The organism is Pseudomonas sp. SCB32, assembly GCF_009189165.1.
Classification (GTDB): Bacteria; Pseudomonadota; Gammaproteobacteria; order Pseudomonadales; family Pseudomonadaceae; genus Pseudomonas.
Map to the genome: position 1 here is coordinate 2,046,829 of NZ_CP045118.1, position 22,595 is coordinate 2,069,423.

20 protein-coding genes and 2 tRNA genes are annotated in these 22,595 nt (G+C 59.7%); 18 read left to right on the plus strand and 4 right to left on the minus strand.

Features of this window, described 5'->3' with window-relative positions; translation table 11 throughout:
- The first annotated feature begins 176 nt into the window (after positions 1-176).
- Together GA645_RS09750 and GA645_RS09755 are read left to right on the plus strand one after the other, a co-directional pair.
- A tRNA-Val gene (locus GA645_RS09750) sits at positions 177-253 on the plus strand.
- 117 nt (positions 254-370) lie between these two features.
- Positions 371-892: a DUF4946 domain-containing protein gene (locus GA645_RS09755; protein ID WP_152222205.1), complete on the plus strand. Its 522-nt coding sequence runs from the start codon at positions 371-373 to the stop codon at positions 890-892.
- Positions 893-970: 78 nt separating this feature from the next.
- Here the strand turns inward: GA645_RS09755 and GA645_RS09760 are convergent, their stop codons facing one another.
- Both GA645_RS09760 and GA645_RS09765 read right to left on the minus strand, forming a co-directional pair.
- Positions 971-1,195, minus strand: coding sequence for a hypothetical protein (locus GA645_RS09760; protein WP_152222207.1), 225 nt, complete (start codon positions 1,193-1,195; stop codon positions 971-973).
- A gap of 446 nt (positions 1,196-1,641) precedes the next feature.
- Complete coding sequence (locus tag GA645_RS09765; protein WP_152222209.1) at positions 1,642-1,995, minus strand: histone-like nucleoid-structuring protein, MvaT/MvaU family; 354 nt, start codon at positions 1,993-1,995, stop codon at positions 1,642-1,644.
- Between the two features lie 241 nt (positions 1,996-2,236).
- Here GA645_RS09765 and GA645_RS09770 point away from each other — a divergent pair, with 241 nt between their 5' ends.
- From GA645_RS09770 to GA645_RS09845, 15 genes are all read left to right on the plus strand, one after another.
- Positions 2,237-3,070, plus strand: a complete 834-nt coding sequence (locus GA645_RS09770; RefSeq protein WP_152222211.1) for an alpha/beta fold hydrolase — start codon at positions 2,237-2,239, stop codon at positions 3,068-3,070.
- A 244-nt stretch (positions 3,071-3,314) separates the two neighbouring features.
- A complete protein-coding gene (gene thrS / locus GA645_RS09780; protein WP_152222213.1) occupies positions 3,315-5,237 on the plus strand; it encodes a threonine--tRNA ligase in 1,923 nt (640 codons plus the stop codon).
- Complete coding sequence (gene infC, locus GA645_RS09785) at positions 5,237-5,788, plus strand: translation initiation factor IF-3 (protein ID WP_178119621.1); 552 nt, start codon at positions 5,237-5,239, stop codon at positions 5,786-5,788. Before thrS ends, infC begins: the two co-directional genes overlap by 1 nt.
- A 60-nt stretch (positions 5,789-5,848) precedes the next feature.
- Complete coding sequence (gene rpmI / locus GA645_RS09790) at positions 5,849-6,043, plus strand: 50S ribosomal protein L35 (RefSeq protein WP_017516491.1); 195 nt, start codon at positions 5,849-5,851, stop codon at positions 6,041-6,043.
- A 21-nt stretch (positions 6,044-6,064) separates the two neighbouring features.
- Positions 6,065-6,421: a 50S ribosomal protein L20 gene (gene rplT, locus GA645_RS09795; RefSeq protein ID WP_003099086.1), complete on the plus strand. Its 357-nt coding sequence runs from the start codon at positions 6,065-6,067 to the stop codon at positions 6,419-6,421.
- 97 nt (positions 6,422-6,518) lie between these two features.
- The gene (gene pheS / locus GA645_RS09800; protein ID WP_024763164.1) at positions 6,519-7,535 is read left to right on the plus strand and encodes a phenylalanine--tRNA ligase subunit alpha; all 1,017 of its coding nucleotides are present in this window, start codon (positions 6,519-6,521) and stop codon (positions 7,533-7,535) included.
- A 34-nt stretch (positions 7,536-7,569) separates the two neighbouring features.
- Positions 7,570-9,948 (plus strand): phenylalanine--tRNA ligase subunit beta, encoded by a 2,379-nt coding sequence (pheT, locus tag GA645_RS09805; RefSeq protein WP_152222217.1) that lies wholly within the window; start codon positions 7,570-7,572, stop codon positions 9,946-9,948.
- 3 nt (positions 9,949-9,951) lie between these two features.
- Positions 9,952-10,254: an integration host factor subunit alpha gene (gene ihfA / locus GA645_RS09810; RefSeq protein WP_003090661.1), complete on the plus strand. Its 303-nt coding sequence runs from the start codon at positions 9,952-9,954 to the stop codon at positions 10,252-10,254.
- Positions 10,235-10,591 carry a MerR family transcriptional regulator gene (locus GA645_RS09815; protein ID WP_015476661.1) on the plus strand — a complete coding sequence of 119 codons (357 nt, stop codon included), beginning with the start codon at positions 10,235-10,237 and terminating at the stop codon, positions 10,589-10,591. The genes ihfA and GA645_RS09815 overlap by 20 nt, the downstream gene beginning before the upstream one ends.
- An 85-nt stretch (positions 10,592-10,676) precedes the next feature.
- A tRNA-Pro gene (locus tag GA645_RS09820) sits at positions 10,677-10,753 on the plus strand.
- A 631-nt stretch (positions 10,754-11,384) separates the two neighbouring features.
- Positions 11,385-13,196 carry a DUF1302 domain-containing protein gene (locus GA645_RS09825; protein ID WP_152222219.1) on the plus strand — a complete coding sequence of 604 codons (1,812 nt, stop codon included), beginning with the start codon at positions 11,385-11,387 and terminating at the stop codon, positions 13,194-13,196.
- Positions 13,197-13,212: 16 nt separating this feature from the next.
- Complete coding sequence (locus tag GA645_RS09830) at positions 13,213-14,550, plus strand: DUF1329 domain-containing protein (RefSeq protein ID WP_152222221.1); 1,338 nt, start codon at positions 13,213-13,215, stop codon at positions 14,548-14,550.
- Positions 14,551-14,621: 71 nt separating this feature from the next.
- The gene (locus tag GA645_RS09835; protein ID WP_152222223.1) at positions 14,622-15,785 is read left to right on the plus strand and encodes a saccharopine dehydrogenase family protein; all 1,164 of its coding nucleotides are present in this window, start codon (positions 14,622-14,624) and stop codon (positions 15,783-15,785) included.
- A gap of 20 nt (positions 15,786-15,805) precedes the next feature.
- Positions 15,806-18,268: a LuxR C-terminal-related transcriptional regulator gene (locus tag GA645_RS09840; RefSeq protein WP_152222225.1), complete on the plus strand. Its 2,463-nt coding sequence runs from the start codon at positions 15,806-15,808 to the stop codon at positions 18,266-18,268.
- A 16-nt stretch (positions 18,269-18,284) separates the two neighbouring features.
- A complete protein-coding gene (locus GA645_RS09845) occupies positions 18,285-19,664 on the plus strand; it encodes an MFS transporter (RefSeq protein ID WP_152222227.1) in 1,380 nt (459 codons plus the stop codon).
- A 380-nt stretch (positions 19,665-20,044) separates the two neighbouring features.
- Here GA645_RS09845 and GA645_RS09850 read toward each other — a convergent pair whose 3' ends face one another.
- Together GA645_RS09850 and GA645_RS09855 are read right to left on the minus strand one after the other, a co-directional pair.
- Entirely contained in the window at positions 20,045-20,626 is a 582-nt protein-coding gene (locus tag GA645_RS09850; RefSeq protein ID WP_152222229.1) for an HD domain-containing protein, read from the minus strand.
- A 22-nt stretch (positions 20,627-20,648) separates the two neighbouring features.
- Positions 20,649-21,674 carry an ABC transporter substrate-binding protein gene (locus GA645_RS09855; protein ID WP_152222231.1) on the minus strand — a complete coding sequence of 342 codons (1,026 nt, stop codon included), beginning with the start codon at positions 21,672-21,674 and terminating at the stop codon, positions 20,649-20,651.
- Between the two features lie 153 nt (positions 21,675-21,827).
- On the opposite strand from GA645_RS09855, the gene GA645_RS09860 reads away from it, so the two are divergent.
- Complete coding sequence (locus GA645_RS09860) at positions 21,828-22,490, plus strand: GntR family transcriptional regulator (RefSeq protein ID WP_152222233.1); 663 nt, start codon at positions 21,828-21,830, stop codon at positions 22,488-22,490.
- The last annotated feature ends 105 nt before the right edge of the window (positions 22,491-22,595 follow it).

Consider the following 22,595-nt stretch of genomic DNA (forward strand, 5'->3'; position numbering starts at 1 on the left):
TGTTTGTTATTTTTTACGAGATGTGAGGATGCTACCTGAGTCGAATCTGGCCGGCTAGTGCCCGTGCAAAATAATTTACGGACGGTCGAACATAAAAAAATTCTCTTTTTCAGTGGCTTAGCGAAAAAAAGTGCTTGACCGTGAAAAACGATCGCGTAGAATGCGCCCCACACGACAGGCACATAGCTCAGTTGGTTAGAGCACCACCTTGACATGGTGGGGGTCGTTGGTTCGAGTCCAATTGTGCCTACCAAACATAGTCGCTTCGGCGGTTACGAAAAGGGCGATCCGAAAGGATCGCCCTTTTTGTTTGCCCGCAGAAAAGCCTGTTCGCCTGTTATGGTGTGCCCTGGGTGTGTCGGAGGTGATGATGAGCGCTCTACGATCCTGGGTGTTGCTCGGTGCGCTGCTGGCGTCGGGGCCTGCGTTGGCGGAAATGCAGGTGATCTGGCCAAGCGGTTGGAATGTCTCGCGCTCGCCGGAGCCGGCGGCGGTCGATGCTCCACTGATTCGCCAGCGCGGTGTGCGCCTTGCGGAGGATGGCTCCCAGGAGCTGGTCATGGAGATTACGCGCAGCCGTTTGGGGGCTGGCACCTCTATTAATGTGGAGAACGTCATCGTCGAGATGCGCAAGGCGCTGCAGAAGGACTTCCTCCGGCAGGGCCTTCAGGCGGCCTGCAGCAAGCCGCAGGCGGTGAAGCTGGGTGACCTGGATGGGTTGGAGGTGCGTTGCGGCATCAGTCGGAATGGCACTGAGGTGCTGAAGCAGGCCTTGCAGGTGGCCCTGGGTGACGGTGTGGCTTATTCGTTGACGTATGCTGTGCCGGCGGAGCGCTATGCGGCGCTTGCGGATGAAATCGAGTCGGTGAAGGCGGGGATCAGTCTGCACTGATCTTCATCTGGATCGCTGCTTTATTATAGAAGGCAGAAAGCAAAAGCCCCGCTTCGGCGGGGCTTTTCATTTTCAGGCTCAGGCGGCGAGGGTGGCTTGCACGCGCTCGATGACCGCTTGCAGTGGCGCTTCGGCCTGGTACTGCTGGGGATAGAGGCGCTCGGTGTGCTTGGCGATGCCGTGCTCGTTCACCAGGGTGAAGCTGAAGCCGTGCTTGCGCTTGGCCTGGATGACGCAGTTCAGAGGAGCGAAGGCTACCGAAAGGGTGCGAATCGCCTCCTGGATATGCGGGGAGTTTTTCATTGTCTTGTCTTTCCAAATAGGTAACGGTCCTGTGACCGTTGAAATCGTAAAAAGCTCCGGGTGCAATCTGAGGATGCAGAAAACGTGTGACCGGAATATGGCAGCGAATGGAAACTTGAGGGTCGGTTCGCGTCAGTCTGCGGCGTTGGGTAAAGGCAATTGAACTGACGCGGGCGCTATCGCTCGGGCAAGCTTTCCTGGCGCGGCTGACGTGCTCTGGAATCGATGCGGAGGAGGCGCTGGCCGTGGCCCTGTAGTGCCCAGCTTCAACCCTGGATCAAGGTAGGGGAGTGCTGGGAGGGGCGACCTTAGGTTTGGTACTCGCGTTCGGAATTATATGGATTTCTGTCGGCAATGGCCAGTTGGTGCTTGGCCGTTGGTCAGAATCATTGCGAACGGGTAGAGAAAAAGCCGCAGAGCGGGAGCGCTCTGCGGCTTTTTTCGTCTTACTTCTGCAGCCAGGATTCGACGGTTTCGGCGCCGTACTGTTGCTTCCAGGCTTTCAGGGTCTTGTGATTGCCACCCTTGGTCTCGATGACTTCACCGGAATTCGGGTTCTTGTAGGTCTTCAGTTGGCGGCTGCGGCGATGCTGGATCGGCGCCGGTTCGCCAGTGGTCTGCGGGTCAAGAATGTTGATGACATTCCGCAGGTTCATGCCGTACTGGTCCATCAGCGCTTGCAGTTGGTCCTTGAACTCCAGTTCCTTTTTCAGGCTGCTGTCATTCTTGAGTTTTTCCAGCAGGGCGAGTTGTTCTTTAAGCTGGCGTTCGGCTTCGCGGAATTCCGCAAGTTTGGACATCGTGTGCTCCCGTCGGCAGGGGTGAATTGTGGGGGCGATTTTCTGTTCTTGTCGTTATCGCCGTCAACTATGGATATGAATTGTTGCGATTCGGGCAATGCGCCTTAAATCCTTCGGCTGTTATCCGGGAGCGCAGATTAGTTGTTTCTTGAGGGATAATGCGCGGATTAAAGGGGCGGCGCCTGCCAAACCCTTCTGGATTCTGTGTGCTTTATTGTGGTGCGTTGAGTGCGAGTGCTGGATGAATAGTGAGATTGTGCGGTATCGGGTCAATGATTATGAGCTCACGTGCCAGGTGGCAGGGCAGGGCGTGCCGCTTGTGCTGGTTCATGGATCACTCTGCGACTACCGCTATTGGCAGGGGCAGTTCGCCGCGTTGTCGGCTCGCTATCACGTGGTGGCGCCCAGTCTGCGCCATTATTTCCCTGAACAGTGGGATGGCGAGGGCGCGGGGTTCACGACCGAGCAGCATGTGAGTGATCTGCTTGCTTTGCTGGATCAATTGCCTGGTCCTGCGCATCTGCTCGGGCATTCGCGCGGTGGCGGTCTCTGTCTGAGAGTGGCGCTGGCGGCGCCGCAGAAGTTGCGTTCCCTGGCGCTGGCCGATCCTGGTGGGGACTTTACGGAAGATGTATTCCGTATGGCGGGCCTGGTGTCGCCAATATCCCCGGTTGAGCGCAATCAGTTTCGCCAGCAGGCGCTGATCATGATTCGCGCGGGGCGTATTGGCGAGGGATTGCAACTCTTTGTCGATACCGTGAGTGGCGCGGGTGTATGGGAGCGCTCTTCCGGGCAATTCCGCGAGATGGCCACGGCTAATGCCATGACTCTGGTGGGGCAGGTGGCGGATCATTCGCCGCCGATTTCCAATGCTCAACTTGAACAACTGCAATTGCCTGTTCTGTTGATCGGAGGGGCGAAGAGTCCGGAGCCATTCCCGCGCATTATCCAGGCGCTGCAATCGGCGCTGGTCGATGTCCGTACTTCGATGATTCCTGGCGCCTCCCATGGTATGAATGTGATTCGTCCGGCCTCCTTCAATCGCGCCGTGCTGGAATTTGTCGACCAATACTGAGCGAAGTCAGGGCTGCCGCTCGTCAGCTATCCAAGTTTGCAGTAACATCCCACGCCTTGCCCGCCAACGATTGTGGGCAGGTTTCATTCGATTTCTTCCAGTGATCTCCGTCCGCGCGCGAATGCGCAGGGCGCCGACAAGGCGCCTGCCACTGTGAGGCAGGCCTGCCCGGCGGGCGACGCTTACTGGCACATCCCAACCCATGTGGCCTTTCGTAGGGGTCACCACTAGGAGAGGAGGCGCCATGCCCATCATTACTCTTCCCGACGGTAGTCAGCGTTCCTTCGATCATCCGGTCAGCGTGACCGAGGTGGCGCAATCCATTGGCGCAGGCCTGGCGAAAGCCACCCTGGCCGGCAAGGTCAACGGCCGTCTGGTCGATGCCTGCGACATCATCGACAGCGACGCGACCCTGCAGATCATTACCCCGAAGGACGAGGACGGGCTGGAAATCATCCGCCACTCCTGCGCTCACCTGGTGGGCCATGCGGTCAAGCAGCTGTATCCGACCGCCCGGATGGTCATCGGTCCGGTGATCGATGAAGGCTTCTATTACGACATCGCCTTCGAGCGCCCCTTCACTCCTGAAGACATGGCTGCCATCGAAAAGCGCATGGCCGAGCTGATCGACAAGGACTACGACGTCATCAAGAAGATGACCCCGCGTGCCGAAGTCATCGAGACCTTCAAGGCTCGTGGTGAGGAGTACAAGCTGCGCCTCATCGACGACATGCCGGATGAGAAGGCCATGGGCCTGTACTTCCACGAGGAGTACGTGGACATGTGCCGCGGCCCGCACGTGCCGAACACTCGCTTCCTGAAAGCCTTCAAGCTGACCAAGATTTCCGGCGCCTACTGGCGTGGCGACTCGAAGAACGAGCAGCTGCAGCGCGTCTACGGCACCGCTTGGGCAGACAAGAAGCAGCTGGCTGCCTACATCCAGCGCATCGAAGAAGCCGAAAAGCGCGACCACCGTCGTATCGGCAAGCAGCTCGACCTCTTCCACCTCCAGGAAGAAGCGCCGGGCATGGTCTTCTGGCACCCGAACGGCTGGACCGTCTATCAGGTGCTCGAGCAGTACATGCGCAAGGTGCAGCGTGACCACGGCTACGTGGAAGTGCGCACCCCGCAGGTCGTCGATCGCATCCTCTGGGAGCGTTCGGGCCACTGGACCAACTACGCCGAAAATATGTTCACCACGGCGTCGGAAAGCCGCGACTTCGCGGTCAAGCCGATGAACTGCCCGTGCCACGTGCAGATCTTCAACCAGGGCCTGAAGTCCTACCGCGACCTGCCGCTGCGTCTCGCCGAATTCGGCGCCTGCCACCGCAACGAGCCGTCCGGCGCGCTGCACGGCATCATGCGTGTGCGTGGCTTCACCCAGGACGACGCCCACATCTTCTGCACCGAAGAACAGGTGAAGAAGGAGGCGGCCGACTTCATCAAGCTGACCCTGCAGGTCTATTCGGACTTCGGTTTCAGCGACGTTTCCATGAAGCTGTCCACTCGTCCGGCCAAGCGTGTCGGTTCCGAAGAGCTGTGGGATCGCGCCGAAAGTGCGCTGGCCGACGCCCTGAACGAATCCGGTCTGGAGTGGGAATACCAGCCGGGCGAGGGTGCCTTCTACGGTCCGAAGATCGAGTTCACCCTGAAGGACTGCCTCGGTCGTAACTGGCAGTGCGGCACCCTGCAGTACGATCCGAACCTGCCGGAACGCCTGGATGCCAGCTATATCGCCGAAGATAACAGCCGTACCCGTCCGGTCATGCTGCACCGCGCGATCCTCGGCTCCTTCGAGCGCTTCATCGGCATGCTCATCGAGCACTACGCCGGCCTGTTCCCGGCCTGGCTCGCACCGACTCAGGCTGTGGTGATGAATATCACTGACAAGCAGGGCGAATGGGCTGAAGAAGTGGTGCGTCAGCTCGAGCAAAGCGGATTCCGTGCCAAGTCCGACTTGAGAAACGAGAAAATTGGCTTTAAAATCCGCGAGCATACTTTGCTCAAGGTTCCCTATCTGTTGGTCATCGGTGATAGGGAAGTTGAATCGCAGGCCGTCGCCGTACGTACGCGCGAAGGGGCAGACCTCGGCTCGATGCCGGTCGCCCAGTTCGCTGAGCTGCTCGCTCAGGCGGTTTCCCGGCGTGGTCGCCAAGACTCGGAGTAATCATTATTAAGCGTGAAATGAGACAGGATAAGCGGGCTCTCCCGAAACCGCCGATCAACGAGAACATCACCGCCCGTGAGGTTCGTCTGATTGGTGCTGACGGTCAGCAGATTGGCGTGGTCTCCCTCGACGAGGCCCTCCGTCAAGCCGACGAGGCCAAGCTGGACCTGGTGGAAATTTCTGCTGATGCGGTGCCCCCTGTCTGCCGCATCATGGACTACGGCAAGCACCTCTTCGAGAAGAAGAAGCAAGCCGCTGCTGCGAAGAAGAACCAGCACCAGCAACAGATCAAAGAAATCAAGTTTCGTCCAGGGACGGAAGAAGGGGATTACCAGGTAAAACTACGCAACCTGGTACGTTTCCTTAATGAAGGGGACAAGGCCAAGGTATCGCTTCGATTCCGTGGTCGTGAGATGGCCCACCAGGAGCTGGGCATGGAGCTGTTGAAGCGGGTCGAAAACGACCTCGCCGAGATCGGCACCGTGGAACAGCATCCTAAGCTGGAAGGACGCCAGCTGATGATGGTCATCGCTCCCAAGAAGCGTAAATAACCTCCCGGGCACTGGCAGGCCTGATGGTTATCAGTTGTTAACGAATGCGGAGTACTAAACATGCCAAAGATGAAAACCAAGAGTGGCGCCAAAAAGCGCTTCAAAGTGACTGCTGGTGGCATCAAGCACAAGCACGCTTTCAAGAGCCACATCCTGACCAAAATGACCACCAAGCGTAAGCGTCAGCTGCGCGGCACTTCGATGCTCGCTGCTTCCGACGTTCGCCGTGTAGCACGCTCCCTGCGTCTGCGTTGATTTCTGGTAGAGGATAAATAAATGGCTCGTGTTAAGCGTGGCGTGATTGCCCGTCGTCGTCACAAAAAGATTCTGAAGCTCGCAAAAGGCTACTACGGCGCGCGTTCGCGCGTGTTCCGCGTTGCCAAGCAGGCGGTAATCAAGGCTGGCCAATACGCCTACCGTGACCGTCGTCAGCGCAAGCGTCAGTTCCGCGCCCTGTGGATCGCCCGTATCAACGCTGGTGCTCGTCAGAACGGTCTGTCCTACAGCCGTCTGATCGCTGGCCTGAAAAAGGCGGCCATCGAGATCGACCGTAAGGTCCTGGCCGATCTGGCTGTGAACGAAAAAGCGGCGTTTACCGCAATTGTCGAGAAAGCGAAGGCCAGCCTGGCTTAAGCCCCACGACAGTTACCGGATCTCGGTCCGGACGTAACGTCACCGATAGGGGAAGAGCCTTACCGCTCTTCCCCTATTTTGTATCTGGAGTTGGTACATGGAAAACCTGGACGCGCTGGTTTCGCAGGCCCTGGATGCCGTGCGAAACACCGAAGACGTCAACGCCCTGGAGCAGATCCGGGTTCACTACCTCGGCAAGAAAGGCGAGCTGACCCAGGTCATGAAGACCCTGGGCGACCTGCCGGCCGAAGAGCGCCCCAAGGTCGGCGCGCTGATCAACGTCGCCAAGGAAAAGGTTCAGGATGTGCTGAACGCCCGCAAGGCCGAGCTGGAGGGCGCCGCCCTCGCCGCCAAGCTGGCAGCCGAGCGCATCGACGTGACCCTGCCGGGCCGTGGCCAGTCCTCCGGCGGCCTGCACCCGGTCACCCGCACCAAGGAACGCATCGAGCAGTGCTTCACCCGCATCGGCTATGAAGTTGCCGAGGGTCCGGAAGTCGAAGACGACTACCACAACTTCGAAGCGCTCAACATTCCGGGTCACCACCCGGCTCGTGCCATGCACGACACCTTCTACTTCAATGCGAACATGCTGCTGCGCACCCATACCTCGCCGGTACAGGTCCGCACCATGGAAAACCAGAAGCCGCCGATTCGCATTGTCTGTCCGGGCCGCGTGTACCGCTGCGACTCCGACCTGACCCACTCGCCCATGTTCCACCAGGTCGAAGGCCTGCTGGTCGATGAGGACGTCAGCTTCGCCGACCTCAAGGGCACCATCGAAGAATTCCTCCGCGCCTTCTTCGAGAAGGAATTCTCCGTCCGCTTCCGTCCGTCCTTCTTCCCCTTCACCGAACCTTCGGCGGAAGTCGACATCCAGTGCGTGCTCTGCAGCGGCAAGGGTTGCCGCGTCTGCAAGCAGACCGGCTGGCTGGAAGTCATGGGTTGCGGCATGGTCCACCCCGACGTGCTGCGTATGTCCGGCATCGACCCCGAGAAATACCAGGGCTTCGCCTTCGGCATGGGTATCGAGCGCCTGGCCATGCTGCGCTATGGCGTGAACGACTTGCGCCTGTTCTTCGACAACGATCTGCGGTTCCTCGGCCAGTTCCGCTAGCCCGCACGACCGTCAACGCATTTAGGAGAGCAGGATGAAGTTCAGTGAACAGTGGCTGCGGAGCTGGGTAAATCCGCAGGTATCCCGTGACGAGCTGGTGGCTCGTCTGTCCATGGCTGGCCTCGAGGTCGACGCCGTGATCCCGGTTGCCGGCCAGTTCAGCGGCGTGGTCGTGGGCGAAGTGCTGTCGACCGAGCAGCACCCGGACGCCGACAAGCTGCGCGTCTGCCAGGTCAGCAACGGTTCGGAGACCTTCCAGGTTGTCTGCGGCGCGCCCAACGTTCGCCCGGGTCTGAAGATCCCCTTCGCCATGATCGGCGCCGAACTGCCGGGCGAGTTCAAGATCAAGAAAGCCAAGCTGCGCGGCGTCGAATCCAACGGCATGCTCTGCTCGGCCAAAGAGCTGGAGATCAGCGAAGAGAACGCGGGCCTGATGGAGCTCGCCGCGGATGCGCCGGTAGGCGCCAATATCCGCGACTACCTCGAACTGGACGACGCCTCCATCGAGATCGGCCTGACCCCGAACCGCGGCGACTGCCTGTCCCTGACCGGCCTCGCTCGTGAAGTCGGTGCGTTGTACAGCGCCGAGGTCAAGCCGGCAGTAGTCAATTCCGTTGCTCCGCACATCGACGAAGTGCGCAGTGTCGAGCTGCTGGCGCCCAAGGCCTGCCCGCGCTACCTCGGCCGCGTCGTTCGTAACGTCGACCTGAGCAAGCCGACTCCCCTGTGGATGGTCGAGCGCCTGCGCCGTTCCGACATCCGCAGCATCGATGCCGCCGTCGACATCACCAACTACGTGATGATCGAACTGGGCCAGCCTATGCACGCCTTTGACCTCGACGAGATCAAGGGCGGCGTGCGCGTGCGCCTGGCGGAGGAGGGCGAGAAGCTCGTCCTGCTCGACGGCCAGGAGGTCACCCTGCGTGCCGACACCTTGGTGATCGCCGACCACGAACGCGCACTGGCCATTGCTGGCGTGATGGGCGGCGAGCACAGCGGCGTCAGCGCCAAGACTCGCGACCTGTTCCTCGAAAGCGCCTTCTTCGACAACATCGCTGTGGCTGGCAAGGCCCGTTCTTATGGTCTGCACACCGATGCCTCGCACCGCTTCGAGCGTGGCGTGGACTCGCAGCTGGCCCGTCGCGCTATGGAGCGCGCCACCGAACTGCTGCTGCAGATCGTCGGCGGCGAAGCTGGCCCGATCGTGGAAGCAGTCAACGAAGCCGACCTGCCCAAGGTCGCGCCGGTCACACTGCGTGCCGAGCGTGTCACCCAGATGCTGGGCATGACGCTGGAAAACGCCGAGATCGAGCGCCTGCTCACTGCCCTGGAGTTCGACGTCCAGAAAGCCGGTGCCGACGCCTGGACCGTGGGTGTGCCGAGCCACCGTTTCGACGTCTCCATCGAAGTCGACCTGATCGAAGAGCTGGGCCGTCTATACGGCTACAACCGTCTGCCGGTGCGGTACCCGCAGGCCCGCCTGGCGCCGAACACCAAGTCCGAGTCCCAGGCCGAACTGCCGGCGCTGCGCCGCCTGCTGGTCGCCCGCGACTACCAGGAAGCCATCACCTACAGTTTCATCGATCCCAAGCTGTTCCAGCTGTTCCACCCTGGCGTCGAGCCGCTGATGCTGGCCAACCCGATCTCCGCCGACATGGCCGTCATGCGCGCCTCGCTCTGGCCGGGTCTGGTCAAGTCCCTGCAGCACAACCTCAACCGCCAGCAGACCCGCGTGCGCCTGTTCGAAAGCGGCCTGCGCTTTGTCGGTCAGCTGGAAGGGCTGGTGCAGGAAAACATGCTCGCCGGCGTCGTTTGTGGTGCTCGCCAGCCGGAGGGCTGGGCCAACGGCCGCGAGAGCGTCGACTTCTTCGACGTGAAAGCCGACGTCGAAGCGCTGCTGGGTAACGCCGGCGCCATCGAAGCCTTCACCTTCTCCCCGGCGGAACACCCGGCACTGCACCCGGGCCAGACCGCCAAGATCGAGCGCGACGGCGTGCTGGTCGGCTATCTGGGCGCCCTGCACCCGGAGCTGGCCAAAGAGCTGGACCTGGATCGTCCGGTCTACGTCTTCGAGCTGGTACTGGCCGAAGTAGCCAAGGGTCGCCTGCCGAAATTCAGTGAACTGTCGCGCTTCCCCGAAGTGCGCCGTGACCTGGCCCTGATCGTTGATCTGGATACTCCGGCAGAATTCGTGCTGGCCAATATCCGTGAAACGGCGGGCGAATGGCTGACGGACCTCAGGCTGTTTGACGTCTACCACGGTAAAGGCATTGATCCGCTTAGAAAAAGCTTGGCGGTTGGCTTGACCTGGCAGCATCCATCACGCACTCTTAATGACGACGAGGTGAACGCGACTACGCAGAATATCGTCGCCTCGCTGGAACAAAGGTTCAACGCCACGTTAAGGAAGTAGCGTATGGGGGCTCTGACGAAAGCTGAAATTGCTGAACGTCTGTACGAAGAGCTGGGCCTGAATAAGCGGGAAGCCAAGGAACTGGTGGAGCTCTTCTTCGAAGAGATCCGCCAGGCGCTGGAGCATAACGAACAGGTGAAGTTGTCGGGTTTCGGCAACTTCGATCTGCGCGACAAGCGCCAGCGTCCCGGACGCAACCCGAAGACGGGAGAGGAAATCCCGATTACAGCCCGGCGTGTCGTCACCTTTCGTCCAGGGCAGAAACTGAAGGCTAGGGTTGAAGCTTATGCTGGAACCAAGTCATAACGACGAGCTGCCCCCCATTCCGGGCAAGCGCTACTTCACCATCGGTGAAGTGAGCGATCTTTGCGCGGTGAAGCCGCACGTGCTGCGGTACTGGGAACAGGAGTTCCCGCAACTCAACCCGGTCAAGCGACGAGGCAACCGGCGCTACTACCAGCGTCAGGATGTACTCATGATCCGCCAGATCCGCGCGCTGCTCTACGACCAGGGCTTCACCATCGGCGGGGCTCGTCAGCGTCTTACCGGCGACGAAGCACGCGAGGACGCCACCCAGTACAAGCAACTGATCCGGCAGATGATCGCCGAATTGGAAGATGTGCTGCATGTGCTGCGCAAGTAACTGAAAAAAATGAAAAAAGCACTTCTCCAAAGCAAATGCTTGGGGTATAGTGCGATCCGCTTCTGAGGGAACTCAAAAGCAACGTCGGGGCGTAGCGCAGCCTGGTAGCGCACTTGCATGGGGTGCAAGGGGTCGAGTGTTCGAATCACTCCGTCCCGACCAAAAATCCCTAGAAAATCCAGTCACTTAGCGGTGACTGGATTTTTTTATGCCTGATGCTTTTGTGGTGCTTGGAAATTTTCCCCACTTTTTGCCCCACCGGAAAATACAGATAATCACCGGACCTCTTTTGACTAAGGATAGGTGACCGCTGCCCGATCGAGAACGGGCAATCGACGGCCACTATCAATGCGCTAGTCGCTGCTGACAGCAACCGCCCAGGAGAGTGCGTCTAACCTCTGCAAATGCGGGTGCTATTTACTTTCCGCCCTTAGCATCACGACCGGCCCCAGGCGGGGGAAGGTTACTCTTGGCGATCTGGTCACCGGTTCAATGCTTGCTGTCGATTGCCAAGCCGACGATAGCTAGTCGCCTTTCTCCACGGTCTGATGGGCTGGCTCAAGCGGATCGGTCCATCTTCTTATCGCCCGATATGGCCAGATCGTGCGCTATCCCATTCCAAATCTCCGTCTATTCCGTCAGAAATGGGGGCGCCGCTACTAAAAGCACTGTCCAAGACCCACGCAATTGAGGCGGAGGTAGTGATGAATACCCTCTAAGAGTCATTCTCCGAGCCATGCCATGACTGCGAATCTGCGGCCTCCGAAGGGACATCCCCTTCATCGGAGGCGCTATGAAATCAAAAATAATAAAAGCGAGAGGGCGGCAACCTATATTGCTGCCGCTGGTATCCCTGACCCTGGCTTCACAGGCCCAGGCTCTGACTTTCAATATCGGGGAGATCCAGGGGAGTTTCGACAGTACCCTCTCCATCGGCACCAGTTGGGCCGTGCGCGATCCGGACCGGGACTTCGTCGGCGTTGGTAACGGCGGCACTGCATCGACCCTGTCGTCTGACGATGGGCGGCTCAACTTCAAGAAGGGCGATGTGATCTCCAACATTTTCAAGGGAGTTCACGACCTCGAGCTCAAGTATGGCGATTCCGGTGTATTCCTGCGCGGCAAGTACTGGTACGACTTCGAGCTGAAGGACGGCCACCAGCGACTCTATGACATCGACGACAGTGGCCGTGACCGCAGCGCCAAGGCATCTGGCGCGGAGTTTCTTGATGCTTTCGTTTACACCGGTTACCAGATCAGCGACCTGCCGGGCACTGTGCGCCTGGGCAAACAGGTAGTCAGTTGGGGGGAGAACCTGTTCATCCGGGGCGTCAATCAGATCAACCCCATTGATGTCGCTGCCTTCCGCCGCCCTGGAGCGGAAATCAAGGAGGGCCTCATTCCGGTCAACATGTTCTATATCGGCCAGGATTTGGCCAGCAACCTGTCCATGGAGGCCTTCTATCAACTCCAGTGGGACAAGACGGTCGTCGACAACTGCGGCACCTTCTTTTCAGGCACTGACGTGGTCGCTGATGGCTGCAACGACCGCAACGTGATTTCCGGCAGTGACTACAACCCGAACAATTCGGGCAACCAGGTGGTGCCTCGCCTGAAGGACCGGGATGCCCGGGATGGTGGGCAGTATGGGTTGGCCCTGCGCTGGTTCGTTCCCCAACTGAACGATACCGAAGTTGGCCTCTATGCCATGAATCTGCACAGCCGGATGCCGGTGTACAGCATGGTCAACAGCTCGGTGCTGGATCCCAGCGATCCTCGCTTCGATCCCAATCTGGTCGGCAACTCCCCAAAGGCTGGCTACCTCATCGAATACCCCGAGGACATGCGCCTATATGGCCTGAGCTTCCAGACCACGCTGGGCAGCACATCGGTTTCCGGCGAGTTCAGCTATCGCCCGAACATGCCGTTGCAGCTCAACAGCACCGACCTGACTTTCGCTGCTCTGGGGCTGGACTCCGTCACCGGTCTGCCGCCCGCCTGGGGTGGCGTGGGGCAACCTGTCAGCCCCGAGGTCATCCAGAACGGTCCGCTGCACCCCGGCGCCTACATGGCAGGCTACAAGCGCATGCCGGTTAGCCAGGTTCAACTGGCGGCGATCCACTTCATCGATCAGGTTGCTGGTGCCGATCGCCTGACCCTCCTGGGCGAGGTGGCCTACAACCGGATCAACGGCCTCAAGAGCGGACCGGGTGAGCTGCGTTTCGGGCGTGATTCCATCTATGGCTACGGTGAAGTCGGCGTACCGGGCCTGTGCGAGAACCTGCTGAACACCGATAACCCGCGTGAGTGCAATGGCCATGGTTTCTACACCCGTAGTTCCTGGGGCTATCGCCTGGATGGAAGTCTCGAATACAGCAACGTCCTGGCCGGTATAAACCTCACCCCTGAAATCGCCTGGTCCCATGATGTGGACGGCTATGGTCCCAACTTCAACGAGGGGGCCAAGTCGGTGTACCTGGCGCTCAATGCCAGCTACCGCAACCGCTACAACGCCTCGCTTTCCTATACCGACTTCTTCGGTGGCAGCTACAACCCGACCACCGACCGCGACTATGTCGCCGCCAGCTTCAGCGCAAGTTTCTAATTCAAGGATAAACGCGATGAAAGTGCATTTGTGGTTTTCGGCCTGCGCTCTGGCCATTGGCTTCTCGAACCTGACGGCCGCCGACTTCAACGGCCTTACGCCCCTGGGTGCTGAAAAGGCTGGCAACAAGGAGGGCACTATCCCAGCCTGGACTGGTGGGTTGCCGACCAATGCGGCGAGTGTCGACAGCAAGGGCTTCCTGTCCAACCCTTTCGCAGGTGAAAAGCCACTATTCGTGATCACTGCGCAGAATGCCGAGCAGTACAGGGCGCATCTGAGCGAGGGGCAGATGGCAATGCTGCGCCGCTATCCGGAAACCTATCGGCTGCCTGTCTACCCGACCCATCGCACGATGGCCTTGCCCGAGCGCCTGTACGAGGCTGCGGCAACCAATGCCAAGGTTGTCAGGCTGGGGGCGGATGGCCTGAGCATCGAGAACTTCACTACCAGTTACTACCCCTTCCCGATCCCTAAAACCGGTGCCGAGGTGATCTGGAACCATGAGGCCCGGTATCACGGCGGCAACTTCCGGCGCTGGATCACCCAGGTCACGCCCCAGGTGAACGGGGATTTCACCCCCGTGCATTTCGAAGAAGAAATCGTCGAGCCAGCCCAGGTGGAGGGCCTCGAGCCGGAGCGCGCGCGCAATCTGTTGCAACTGTTCAAGCAGAGGGTCACCGCGCCGGCGCGCATGGCCGGGAACGTACTGCTGGTGTACGAGACCCTCGACCAGGTGAAGGAGCCGCGTTTGGCCTGGGTCTACAACGCCGGCCAACGACGCGTGCGGCGTGCCCCCCAGGTTGCCTACGACGGGCCGGGCACTGCCGCTGATGGGCTACGCACCACCGACAACTTCGACATGTTCGGTGGAGCAATGGACCGCTACGACTGGAAATTGCTGGGCAAGCGCGAGGTGTATATCCCCTACAACAGCTACGAGCTGGACTCACCCAAGCTCAAGTACGACCAGATCATCAAGGCGGGTCATATCAATCAAGACCTGACTCGTTATGAGCTGCACCGGGTTTGGGTCGTCGAGGCCACCCTCAAGGAGGGGCAGCGCAACATCTACGCCAAGCGTGTGTTCTATGTCGATGAGGATAGCTGGCAGATCGCCCTGGCCGACCATTACGACGGACGTGGCCAACTTTGGCGAGTCGGCGAGGGGCATGCCCAGCAGTATTTCGACCACCAGACCATGGGCTACACCCTTGAAGCGTTGTACGACTTGCAGGCTGGACGTTACCTCGCACTCGGCATGAAGAACGAGGAAATGCGCAGTTTCGAATATGGCTTCAAGGCCCAGATGAGCGATTTCACGCCCTCGGCGTTGCGTAAGAGCGGCGTGCGCTGAGGCACCCCGGAGCTGGGGCTAAGGGCCCCGGCCCAGCAGAAAAATCAATCGCAAACAGGCAGGAGAAGTCAATGAAAGTCTTGTCAATCGGTGGTGGTGGCGGCATGGGAAGGACCACCGCCCGTACCGCTCTGGGGTTTCAATTCGTAGAGAAAATCGTATTGGCCGGGATCGACCACGAGAGGGCAGCACGCTTCGCCCGTTCGCTTGACGACCCGCGCATCAGTGCGATCTCGCTGGATATCACCGACGAGGAGAGTCTGCGCCAGGCCATCCGTCAGTGCGACGTAGTGCTCAACTCATCGGGTCCCTTCTTCCGCTTCGGCTTGCCGGTGCTCCGTGCCGCCATTGCCGAAGGCAAGCACTATTGCGACATCTGTGACGACTGGGAACCGACCTTGGACATGATCGGCCTCCATGAGGAGGCCCAGAGCAAGGGCGTCACCGCAGTCATCGGTCTCGGTGCCAGTCCCGGTATCGCCAACTTGCTGGCGGTCAAGGCGGCAGAACAATTGGACGAGGTGCACGAGCTCTATTCGGCGTGGCGGCTTTCCAACGCCCATAACGAAGACGACGGGTTCTTCGACGAGGGCGAGTCGAATACAGATGCCGCCGCTGTCCATCTGGTCCACTGCCTGACGGAGAAGATCCCGTTGGTACGCGATGGCGCGGTCGAAGAGCGCCTGCCTCTGGAGCACTGCCGCATTGATTTCCCTGGCCATGGCGAACTGGACATCTGGTCCATCGGCCATCCCGAAGCGGTGACGCTGCCTCGCCACTATCCCAGTCTGCGCAATTGCCTGAATGGCATGCTCGGCGTCGACGGGATCATCGACGACTTGCGCCAGTTGGCCGATCAGGTTCGTGCCGGCGCGCTGAGTCTGGAGCAGGCCGCCGCCTTGCTGACGAGCGACGGTGGTCGAGAAAAACGTCGGCAGCGCCTGCAGGAAAACGAAGCCCCCGATGCTCCAGGCATACTGGCCTTCGCAGCTGGTCTCAAGGATGGTCGTCCGGCTCGCGCAGGAGCTCGCTTGAAACGCGTGCCTGGTGGTGGCATGAACGCTGTCACCGGGATTCCCCATGCGCTGTTCCTGCCATTGCTGCGGCAGGGGGCTATCAAGGGTGCTGGGGTATTTGCCCCGGAGCAGGCGGTGGATGCAGATGCATTCTTCGCCTTGCTGGATGGTTTTGCCGAAGGGCGGGATTGTGGTCTGAGCGTGACATTCGCCCATTGATACTGGCGAGAGGAGGGGACATGACCAAGGCTGATGAAGTACCGAAGGAAACCGGCCTGATCGTGCGTCCCCGTTTGCTGGAAAAGCTTGCCAGCGGGCGGCGCATCCGCCTGCTGCTGGCTCCGGCCGGGTTCGGCAAAAGTGAACTGGCTCGTCAGTTCGCCGAACGTTCCGCTTTCAATCCATTGCTCTGGATCGAACTGCAAGGTGCGGAAAGCAGCGTTGAGCAGCTCGGCGCCCGGGTCGCTGAGTTGCTCAATCTACACAGTGATTCCATCGAGACAGTCGAGGACGCGTTGAAGTGTCAGCAGCAAGGCCTCATCGTGCTGGATGGCTACTGCCCGAGCAAAGCCACCGACCAATGGCTTGAAAACCTGTTCGTACATTGTCCCGCCACTCTCCAGTGGTTGATTTGTAGCCGCCATCGTCCCTCCTGGAGAATCGGCAAGTGGCTGCTGGCCGGCGACCTTCTGCTGCTGGAAGGAGAAGAGCTGGCGATGACCGCAAGCGAGATGGAGCTTTTGCTCTGCCAACTGGCGGTGGGCCGGGGAGTCTCCGGGGCGGATCTGCATCGGCAGAGCGATGGCTGGATTGCAGGCACACGTCTGCACCTGCTGTCCTTGCAATCATCCGGCCGAAGGGCCAACGGCCAACTGCACCGTAACCCGCTGGTGCAGGAGTATCTCGACAATGAAGTGCTTGAGTGCTTGCCGGCGGAAATGTTCTCGCTCATGCCGAGCATTGCCCATGCCCCCTTCGTCGATGCCCCCCTCTGTGCGTTTCTTGCCAACGATCCCCTGGCCCTGCGCAAGTTGTTGGGACAGCAGGCCTTCCTGCGCCGCCTGCCCGGAACCCAGGATCGCTTCACGCTATTTAACCCGCTCAAACGGCTCCTCCTGGAGCGCTACCCGGATCAGCGTGAACCCCTGCTAGCCGCCTGCAACTGGCTGCAACTGGCAGGACTGCACGTCGAAGCGTTTCGTTATGCCTTGGCCATCCAGGACACCGCTCGCGCACTGGTCTCCGTTGGACAGATCTCGGCGAGAGACCTGTACGCCGGACAGAACCTGAACTGCCTCCTGGAGGGCATCGATCAACTTGGCTCCACCTGGATCGAACAGCATCCGCAGGCTCTGGAGATCGTCGCCAGAGCCCTGCTGCTTGGTGGGCGGCTGGAGCAGGCCGAAAGCACTATACGGCTCATTGACGAAGACGAGCGTAGCGACCTGCGGCTAGCCCTGGACGCTGAACTGGCTCTCCATCAGGGCCAGGCGCAGAGGGCGCGGGAACTCGGCTTCCAGGCTCTTGACGGCCTGGCGCAAAGCGGACTCTGGGCACAGATGATCTTGTGCTTTTCTTGCCTGACCCGAGCCAGCCTGGCCGTGGGCGACATAGAAACGGCGAAGCGTCTACAGCATCAAGGTCTGGAGCTGGCCCGGCGCAAGGGCGAGGCACTCTTCGAGTGCCTGCTGATGCTGGACCAGGCCCAGATCGAGGAACTGGCCGGCAACCTACCCCAGGCCCTGCGGGTACTCGACCAGCTCGCTCAACTTTTGGCCCAGGGGCCAGGCTCCGCACTGTTGCAGGGAGGAGAGCTGATCCGCCGAGGCTGGCTACTGATACTGACTGGCCAGGAGCCGCAGGCTCGCCATACCCTGGAGGAGGGGCTGCTTTTCACTCAAGAGATCCGCAGCCCGGTCGCCTTCTACGCCCATGCATTGCTTGCGCAGCTCGACGCAAACAGTGGCGACTTCGTCTCCGCACAGCAGCGTCTGACGGATGCGCAGAGGTTGATGCATTCCTGGAATGTCGCCGAGATACTCTATCGAAGCGTCCTGAGCGTCAGTACGGCCAGGGTCTGGCTAAGGAGCCAGCACCACGGCTCGGCCAACCAGCTGCTGTCTCGTCTGCGCGAGCAGTACGAGGGCGAGCTGGCCTTGTCTCCACCTAGTTCCTTCCCCGAACTACATGCCCTGATGGGCTTTCTACAGGCTGAAGCACTGTGCTCCCGGGGGGCGCTCGGCGAGGCCGGTCAACTGCTTGACGCGGTGCTGGATTGGGCAAAGGGCAATGCCTTCGAGGTCATCGTCTGCCAGGCCTTGTACGCGCTGGGTGAAGTTCGCCGGCTGAGGGGCGATATGTCCCAGGCGGAACGATTCCTCGCCTCGGCGGCTGCAATGGCGCTCCGCCAAGGCCAGCACAACCTGCTCACAGGCCTCCAAGCGGAAAAAACCGAGCTTGGGCTGCAGGCTCCTCAGACCGTGAACACTCCGCCGGCTACCCAGGTGGAACTGTTGAGCCCGCGGGAGCTGGCAGTACTCGGGCTGATCGCCAAGGGTTACGCCAATAGCGAGATAGCCACAATCCTCTCGCTTTCTCTGCATACCGTGAAAACCCACGCCAAGCACATTAACGCGAAGCTGAAGGTCAGCAACCGGACGATGGCGGTGGCTCGTGCCAAGGCGCTAGGCCTGCTGCTCTGACCCAAAAGGAAACGACATGTCCCGCTCCCTGCACTTGCCATCGTGGTACTTTGCGCCTGCCTACGGCCTTGGCAGCTTCGGCCCCGCCATCTTCATCCTGACGCCCCAGGTGCTGCTGCTGTTCTTCATGACCGAGACCCTGGGCATCCCCGCTGGCATGGCCGGTGGCGGACTGCTGATCCCGAAGATATGGGAGCTCGTCAGCGATCCGCTGATCGGCCGCTGGTCCGACCGCCTGAACAGCCGCTGGGGACGCCGTCGCCCCCTGATGGCCATTGGAAGCCTGGCCTTTCTTATTGCCTTTGCCCTGATGTTCGCTCCACCGAGTTTCGCGGATTGGCGCTATTCGCTGGCTTGGGTGATAGCGTTCTACACACTCACGTCTACGGCCTATTCGCTGTTCACTGTTCCCTACGCGACCTTGCTCGCTGAGGCCACTGAAGATCCGCATGCTACAACCCGAGTTGCTGCTTGGCGCAGTGGTTTCCTCGCCATCGGCTTCGTCCTCGCCGGAAGCCTGGCCCCCTGGCTGGTGGGGGCCAATGGAGGAGGTGAGCAGGGCTATGCGCAGATGGGAATCCTGGTGGGCCTGATCGCCTTTGCTGGCATGGCTGGGGCGGTAGCTGGCACGGGCGGTATTCCCGTACATCCGCCATTGGCACAGCCATCGAAAAACATGTTGGCGCCATTCCGCAATAAGGCCTTCACCTGGCTGTGGCTGGGCTTCATGGTGCAGATGATCTCGGTGAGTATCAGTACGGCCCTCCTGCCGTTTTACGATAAGTACTGGCTGGGTAACAAGGAAGGCACCATCCCCAGCATTTTTGCTGGCATGGCCCTGCTGACTGTCGCCACTACCTGGTGGTGGACATTGTTGTCGAGGCGCATTGGCAAGCACCGGGCCTTCGTACTAGCGACTGTGCTCTATGCGGCAGCCACGGCCTCTCTATGGCTGATCATGTACGGCTCTGTTGGTTTGTGGATCGCTATTGCTTTGTTCGGCGTTGCAAATGCTGGTCAGCAGTTGTTCTGCTTTGCGATTGTTCCCGACATCATCGCCCAGCAGCGGAGGGATACCGGAATTGCCGAGGAGGGGGCTTTCACCGGTCTATGGATTTGGGGCGAGAAGATCGGCTTGGCCATTGGTACCGGGTTTAGTGGTCTGGTACTGCAACTGTCTGGATTTCAGCAAGGTGCGGGAGCTGAACTACTGGAGCAGACCGAGAACGCTCTAAATTGCATATTGCTGATGGTCGCCTTGGTGCCGGCACTGGTGTGTCTGCTCTCGATACCGGCCTTGCTGTTATCCGCCAAGGCCATGACCAAACAGCTTCGTAGTCAACCGAGATTGGCTCGGCAGGATGCACACTCGAGTGTCGAAGTGTCCAAGGTATAGCCTGGCGACCGACTTGTCTGAATAGCGGCTGTCGTCCTTGCGCTAAACCGGCGACTATCAAGCCGAAGCAAACGAGGAGGAGAGTTCTCGGTACAGATGTCGCCGCCGCAGGGCTCGAAAGGAACTGGGTGGGAAACGCGCGCATCACGGACATCTAACCGCGTGGCGGAGGGCTGTTTCGGAGCGGAAGCAGACCTCCGGCCGAGATGTGTTTATCCAGGATAACCCTTGGTCACCGGATGCTATCGACCCATTGTGGTCATTCAGGAGCTTCAGATTTTGGCCTGTTGTGGCCGACGAACCCAAGAAGCCGCCCTGGAGGGCGGCTTCGTCAGTTTCGCGGGAACTGCTTCGGAGCTTCTGGAAGAGTCGAGTCATTGCTACAGAGCGACGGTGTACTCCTGTTTGCGGTGCGAATAGGGAGGCGCGGAGAATATGCGCCGCAACATAGGTTCGAAGTGCGAAAGAGGGAGGGTGTCGTATTCTGGGTCGAACGAGGGGCAGTCCCACTTGAAGCAGAACGCCTCACATTCCTCGAACCAAGGATGATCCCGATACTTCTCCCTGGCATTCTTGTCCAGCCCGATGACATCCCAGTAGTAGTGCCCCTGGAATACGTCATGGTTGCAGATGATCCAATGGACCTTCTCGGAGACATACGGCTTTATCAGCGCTGCGGCAAATTCAGCATGGTTGTAGAGAGCCATTGGATCACCAATGTCATGAATCAGCGCAGCCACAATCATCTCTTCGCTGGCGCCGTCACGCAGTGCGCGTGTAGCGGTCTGCAAGCAGTGCTTCAGTCGACTGACGGCATAAGGCTGCTCTCCCTCGTCCAATCGATGCAGCTCCGCCAATAGGCGATCCGGCAGGGACTTGGACTGCTCACGCTCCTGGGTCTCGATGAGCTCCCAGTCTTCCCGAGTCATTTGATCAATACGGGTGAATGTCGCTTTTTCCATGATGCTTAGTGCTCTTATGTAACTATCGGGCAGCCCAGGCGTTGAAGCGCTGCTCCAGCTCCTCGCCATTGTCGAGCCAGAACTGGGTGTCCATGCGATGCGCCTTGGCCAGGTTGACCTCGGCGGTTGGCAGGTCTGGCAGCATGCTCGCGCTCATCTGGCTGAGTGCTGCCCTGTTGACCGGGCCGTTGTGCATGATTTCGGCGAAGCGCTGCTGCGGTGTGGGTTGCGATGCGAATGCGATGAACTTCTTCGCCAGCTCCGCGTTCCTTGAGCCTTTGACTACAGCCCAGCTGTCCATGTCGTAGAGGCTGTCCTTCCATACCACTGGAAAGTCATATCCATCCTGGCGCGCGCCCATGGCTCGGGCCGTGTAGACCGAAGTCATTACCACGTCGCCGGCCGCCAGCCATTGCATCGGCTGTGCGCCGGACTCCCACCATTGGATGTAAGGCTTGATCTGATCGAGCTTGTGGAACGCCTGATTGATACCGGCCTCGGTACGCAGTCGATTGCTGAGTTGATCTGCCGGAACGCCATCGGCCAGCAAGGCGATTTCCAGCGTGAACTTCGCGCTCTTGCGAAGAGCACGCTTGCCGGGAAAACGCTGGGTATCCCAGAAATCGGCCCAGCTACCGGGTGCGTCTTTCAAGCTCTTGCCGTTGTATGCGATAGCGGTCGACCAGATGAAAATCCCCACACCGCAGTTGCTCAGAGAGCCGTCTACGTACTGTGCGGGGTCGCCCAGAAGGGAGTGATCCAGCGGCTCGAACAGCCCTTCCTCACAGCCACGCTCCAGCTCGGCTGACTCAACCTCCACGACGTCCCAACTGACCTTTCCCGTATCCGCCATGACCTTGATTTTGGCCATTTCGCCGTTGTATTCGCCGGCGCGGATCTCCTGCGAGAAATGCTTCTGGAAAGGAGCATAGAAAGCCTCCTCCTGCGCGGTTTTGTTCAGGCCGCCAAAGGAGATGACGGTCAGCGGATCGGCCAGCAGAGGGGCCGATAGAGTGGACAAGGCTATCAGTACCAGGGGCTTGTACATCGCAGTAGTGCCTCTTGTTGTGTGGGGGAGGGCACATCAGAACATTGTTTGTTGTATGTTGCAACATACAACAAACAGCGTTCATCTCTTACCCGCTGCCGGCTGATATAGTTGTCGCCCTTTCTGGCCCCATTCACAGCACGTAGGTGCCTAATGCAGTACTCATTTGCCGAAGTCGGTCATACGTCGCTTGGCTCCAGCGTCTATCAAATGCTGCAGGAAACCCTGATGAGCGGGCAGCTGAAACCGGGCGACAGGCTGCGCATCCGAGAACTCTCGGCTCAACTCGGCACCAGCATCACGCCGGTGCGGGAGGCGTTGCTTCAACTGGTCAATGAGCAGGCTCTGGTGATGCAGAGCGCGAGAGATATGCGCGTTCCGGTTCTGAGCGCCGCGCAGTTCGAGGAAACCCAGTCCATTCGCATAGGGCTGGAAAGCATTGCGGCACGGGCGGCCGCGAAACTCGCGACAGAGGAGCAGATCGAAGGGTTGCGTCAGAACATCGAAGCCAACCTGGCTGCGATTGCTCGAGACGACATGATCGAGACGCTGAGGCTGAACCGGAGCTTCCACTTCATGCTGGCGGACATCGCTGAGATGCCGCTGCTGCGCTCGTTTCTTTCCAGCCTATGGATGCGGACTGGGCCGCTGATTGCCGTCCTTTATGAGCGATCAAAACCCATGACGATCGACCATCACGGAGGGGTCGTGGAGGCATTGGCCGCTAGGAACCCAGTGGCCGCAATGCATGCTGTCACGCAAGACATTCTCGATGGCCAGGAGATTGTCTTGGAGTTCCTGCGCAGCCGGATGTGACTCGCTGAGGTATTGGCGAAGCATCACGGTTTCGCAGCAGATTCCGGATCTGTTTCGTACTGCTGTTCATGCTCTATGGGGCCGACCTGAAGTATGTGCTGCTGG

What these genes read in the sequence shown, in the direction of transcription:
- GA645_RS09770 (WP_152222211.1), top strand. Translation starts at nt 2,237, where the DNA reads ATGAATAGTGAGATTGTGCGGTATCGGGTCAATGATTATGAGCTCACG.
- ihfA (WP_003090661.1), top strand. Translation starts at nt 9,952, where the DNA reads ATGGGGGCTCTGACGAAAGCTGAAATTGCTGAACGTCTGTACGAAGAG.
- GA645_RS09835 (WP_152222223.1), top strand. Translation starts at nt 14,622, where the DNA reads ATGAAAGTCTTGTCAATCGGTGGTGGTGGCGGCATGGGAAGGACCACC.
- GA645_RS09840 (WP_152222225.1), top strand. Translation starts at nt 15,806, where the DNA reads ATGACCAAGGCTGATGAAGTACCGAAGGAAACCGGCCTGATCGTGCGT.
- pheS (WP_024763164.1), top strand. Translation starts at nt 6,519, where the DNA reads ATGGAAAACCTGGACGCGCTGGTTTCGCAGGCCCTGGATGCCGTGCGA.
- GA645_RS09825 (WP_152222219.1), top strand. Translation starts at nt 11,385, where the DNA reads ATGAAATCAAAAATAATAAAAGCGAGAGGGCGGCAACCTATATTGCTG.
- thrS (WP_152222213.1), top strand. Translation starts at nt 3,315, where the DNA reads ATGCCCATCATTACTCTTCCCGACGGTAGTCAGCGTTCCTTCGATCAT.
- GA645_RS09830 (WP_152222221.1), top strand. Translation starts at nt 13,213, where the DNA reads ATGAAAGTGCATTTGTGGTTTTCGGCCTGCGCTCTGGCCATTGGCTTC.
- pheT (WP_152222217.1), top strand. Translation starts at nt 7,570, where the DNA reads ATGAAGTTCAGTGAACAGTGGCTGCGGAGCTGGGTAAATCCGCAGGTA.
- GA645_RS09850 (WP_152222229.1), bottom strand. Translation starts at nt 20,626, where the DNA reads ATGGAAAAAGCGACATTCACCCGTATTGATCAAATGACTCGGGAAGAC.
- GA645_RS09845 (WP_152222227.1), top strand. Translation starts at nt 18,285, where the DNA reads ATGTCCCGCTCCCTGCACTTGCCATCGTGGTACTTTGCGCCTGCCTAC.
- rpmI (WP_017516491.1), top strand. Translation starts at nt 5,849, where the DNA reads ATGCCAAAGATGAAAACCAAGAGTGGCGCCAAAAAGCGCTTCAAAGTG.
- GA645_RS09760 (WP_152222207.1), bottom strand. Translation starts at nt 1,195, where the DNA reads ATGAAAAACTCCCCGCATATCCAGGAGGCGATTCGCACCCTTTCGGTA.
- GA645_RS09815 (WP_015476661.1), top strand. Translation starts at nt 10,235, where the DNA reads ATGCTGGAACCAAGTCATAACGACGAGCTGCCCCCCATTCCGGGCAAG.
- GA645_RS09860 (WP_152222233.1), top strand. Translation starts at nt 21,828, where the DNA reads ATGCAGTACTCATTTGCCGAAGTCGGTCATACGTCGCTTGGCTCCAGC.
- GA645_RS09765 (WP_152222209.1), bottom strand. Translation starts at nt 1,995, where the DNA reads ATGTCCAAACTTGCGGAATTCCGCGAAGCCGAACGCCAGCTTAAAGAA.
- GA645_RS09755 (WP_152222205.1), top strand. Translation starts at nt 371, where the DNA reads ATGAGCGCTCTACGATCCTGGGTGTTGCTCGGTGCGCTGCTGGCGTCG.
- GA645_RS09855 (WP_152222231.1), bottom strand. Translation starts at nt 21,674, where the DNA reads ATGTACAAGCCCCTGGTACTGATAGCCTTGTCCACTCTATCGGCCCCT.
- rplT (WP_003099086.1), top strand. Translation starts at nt 6,065, where the DNA reads ATGGCTCGTGTTAAGCGTGGCGTGATTGCCCGTCGTCGTCACAAAAAG.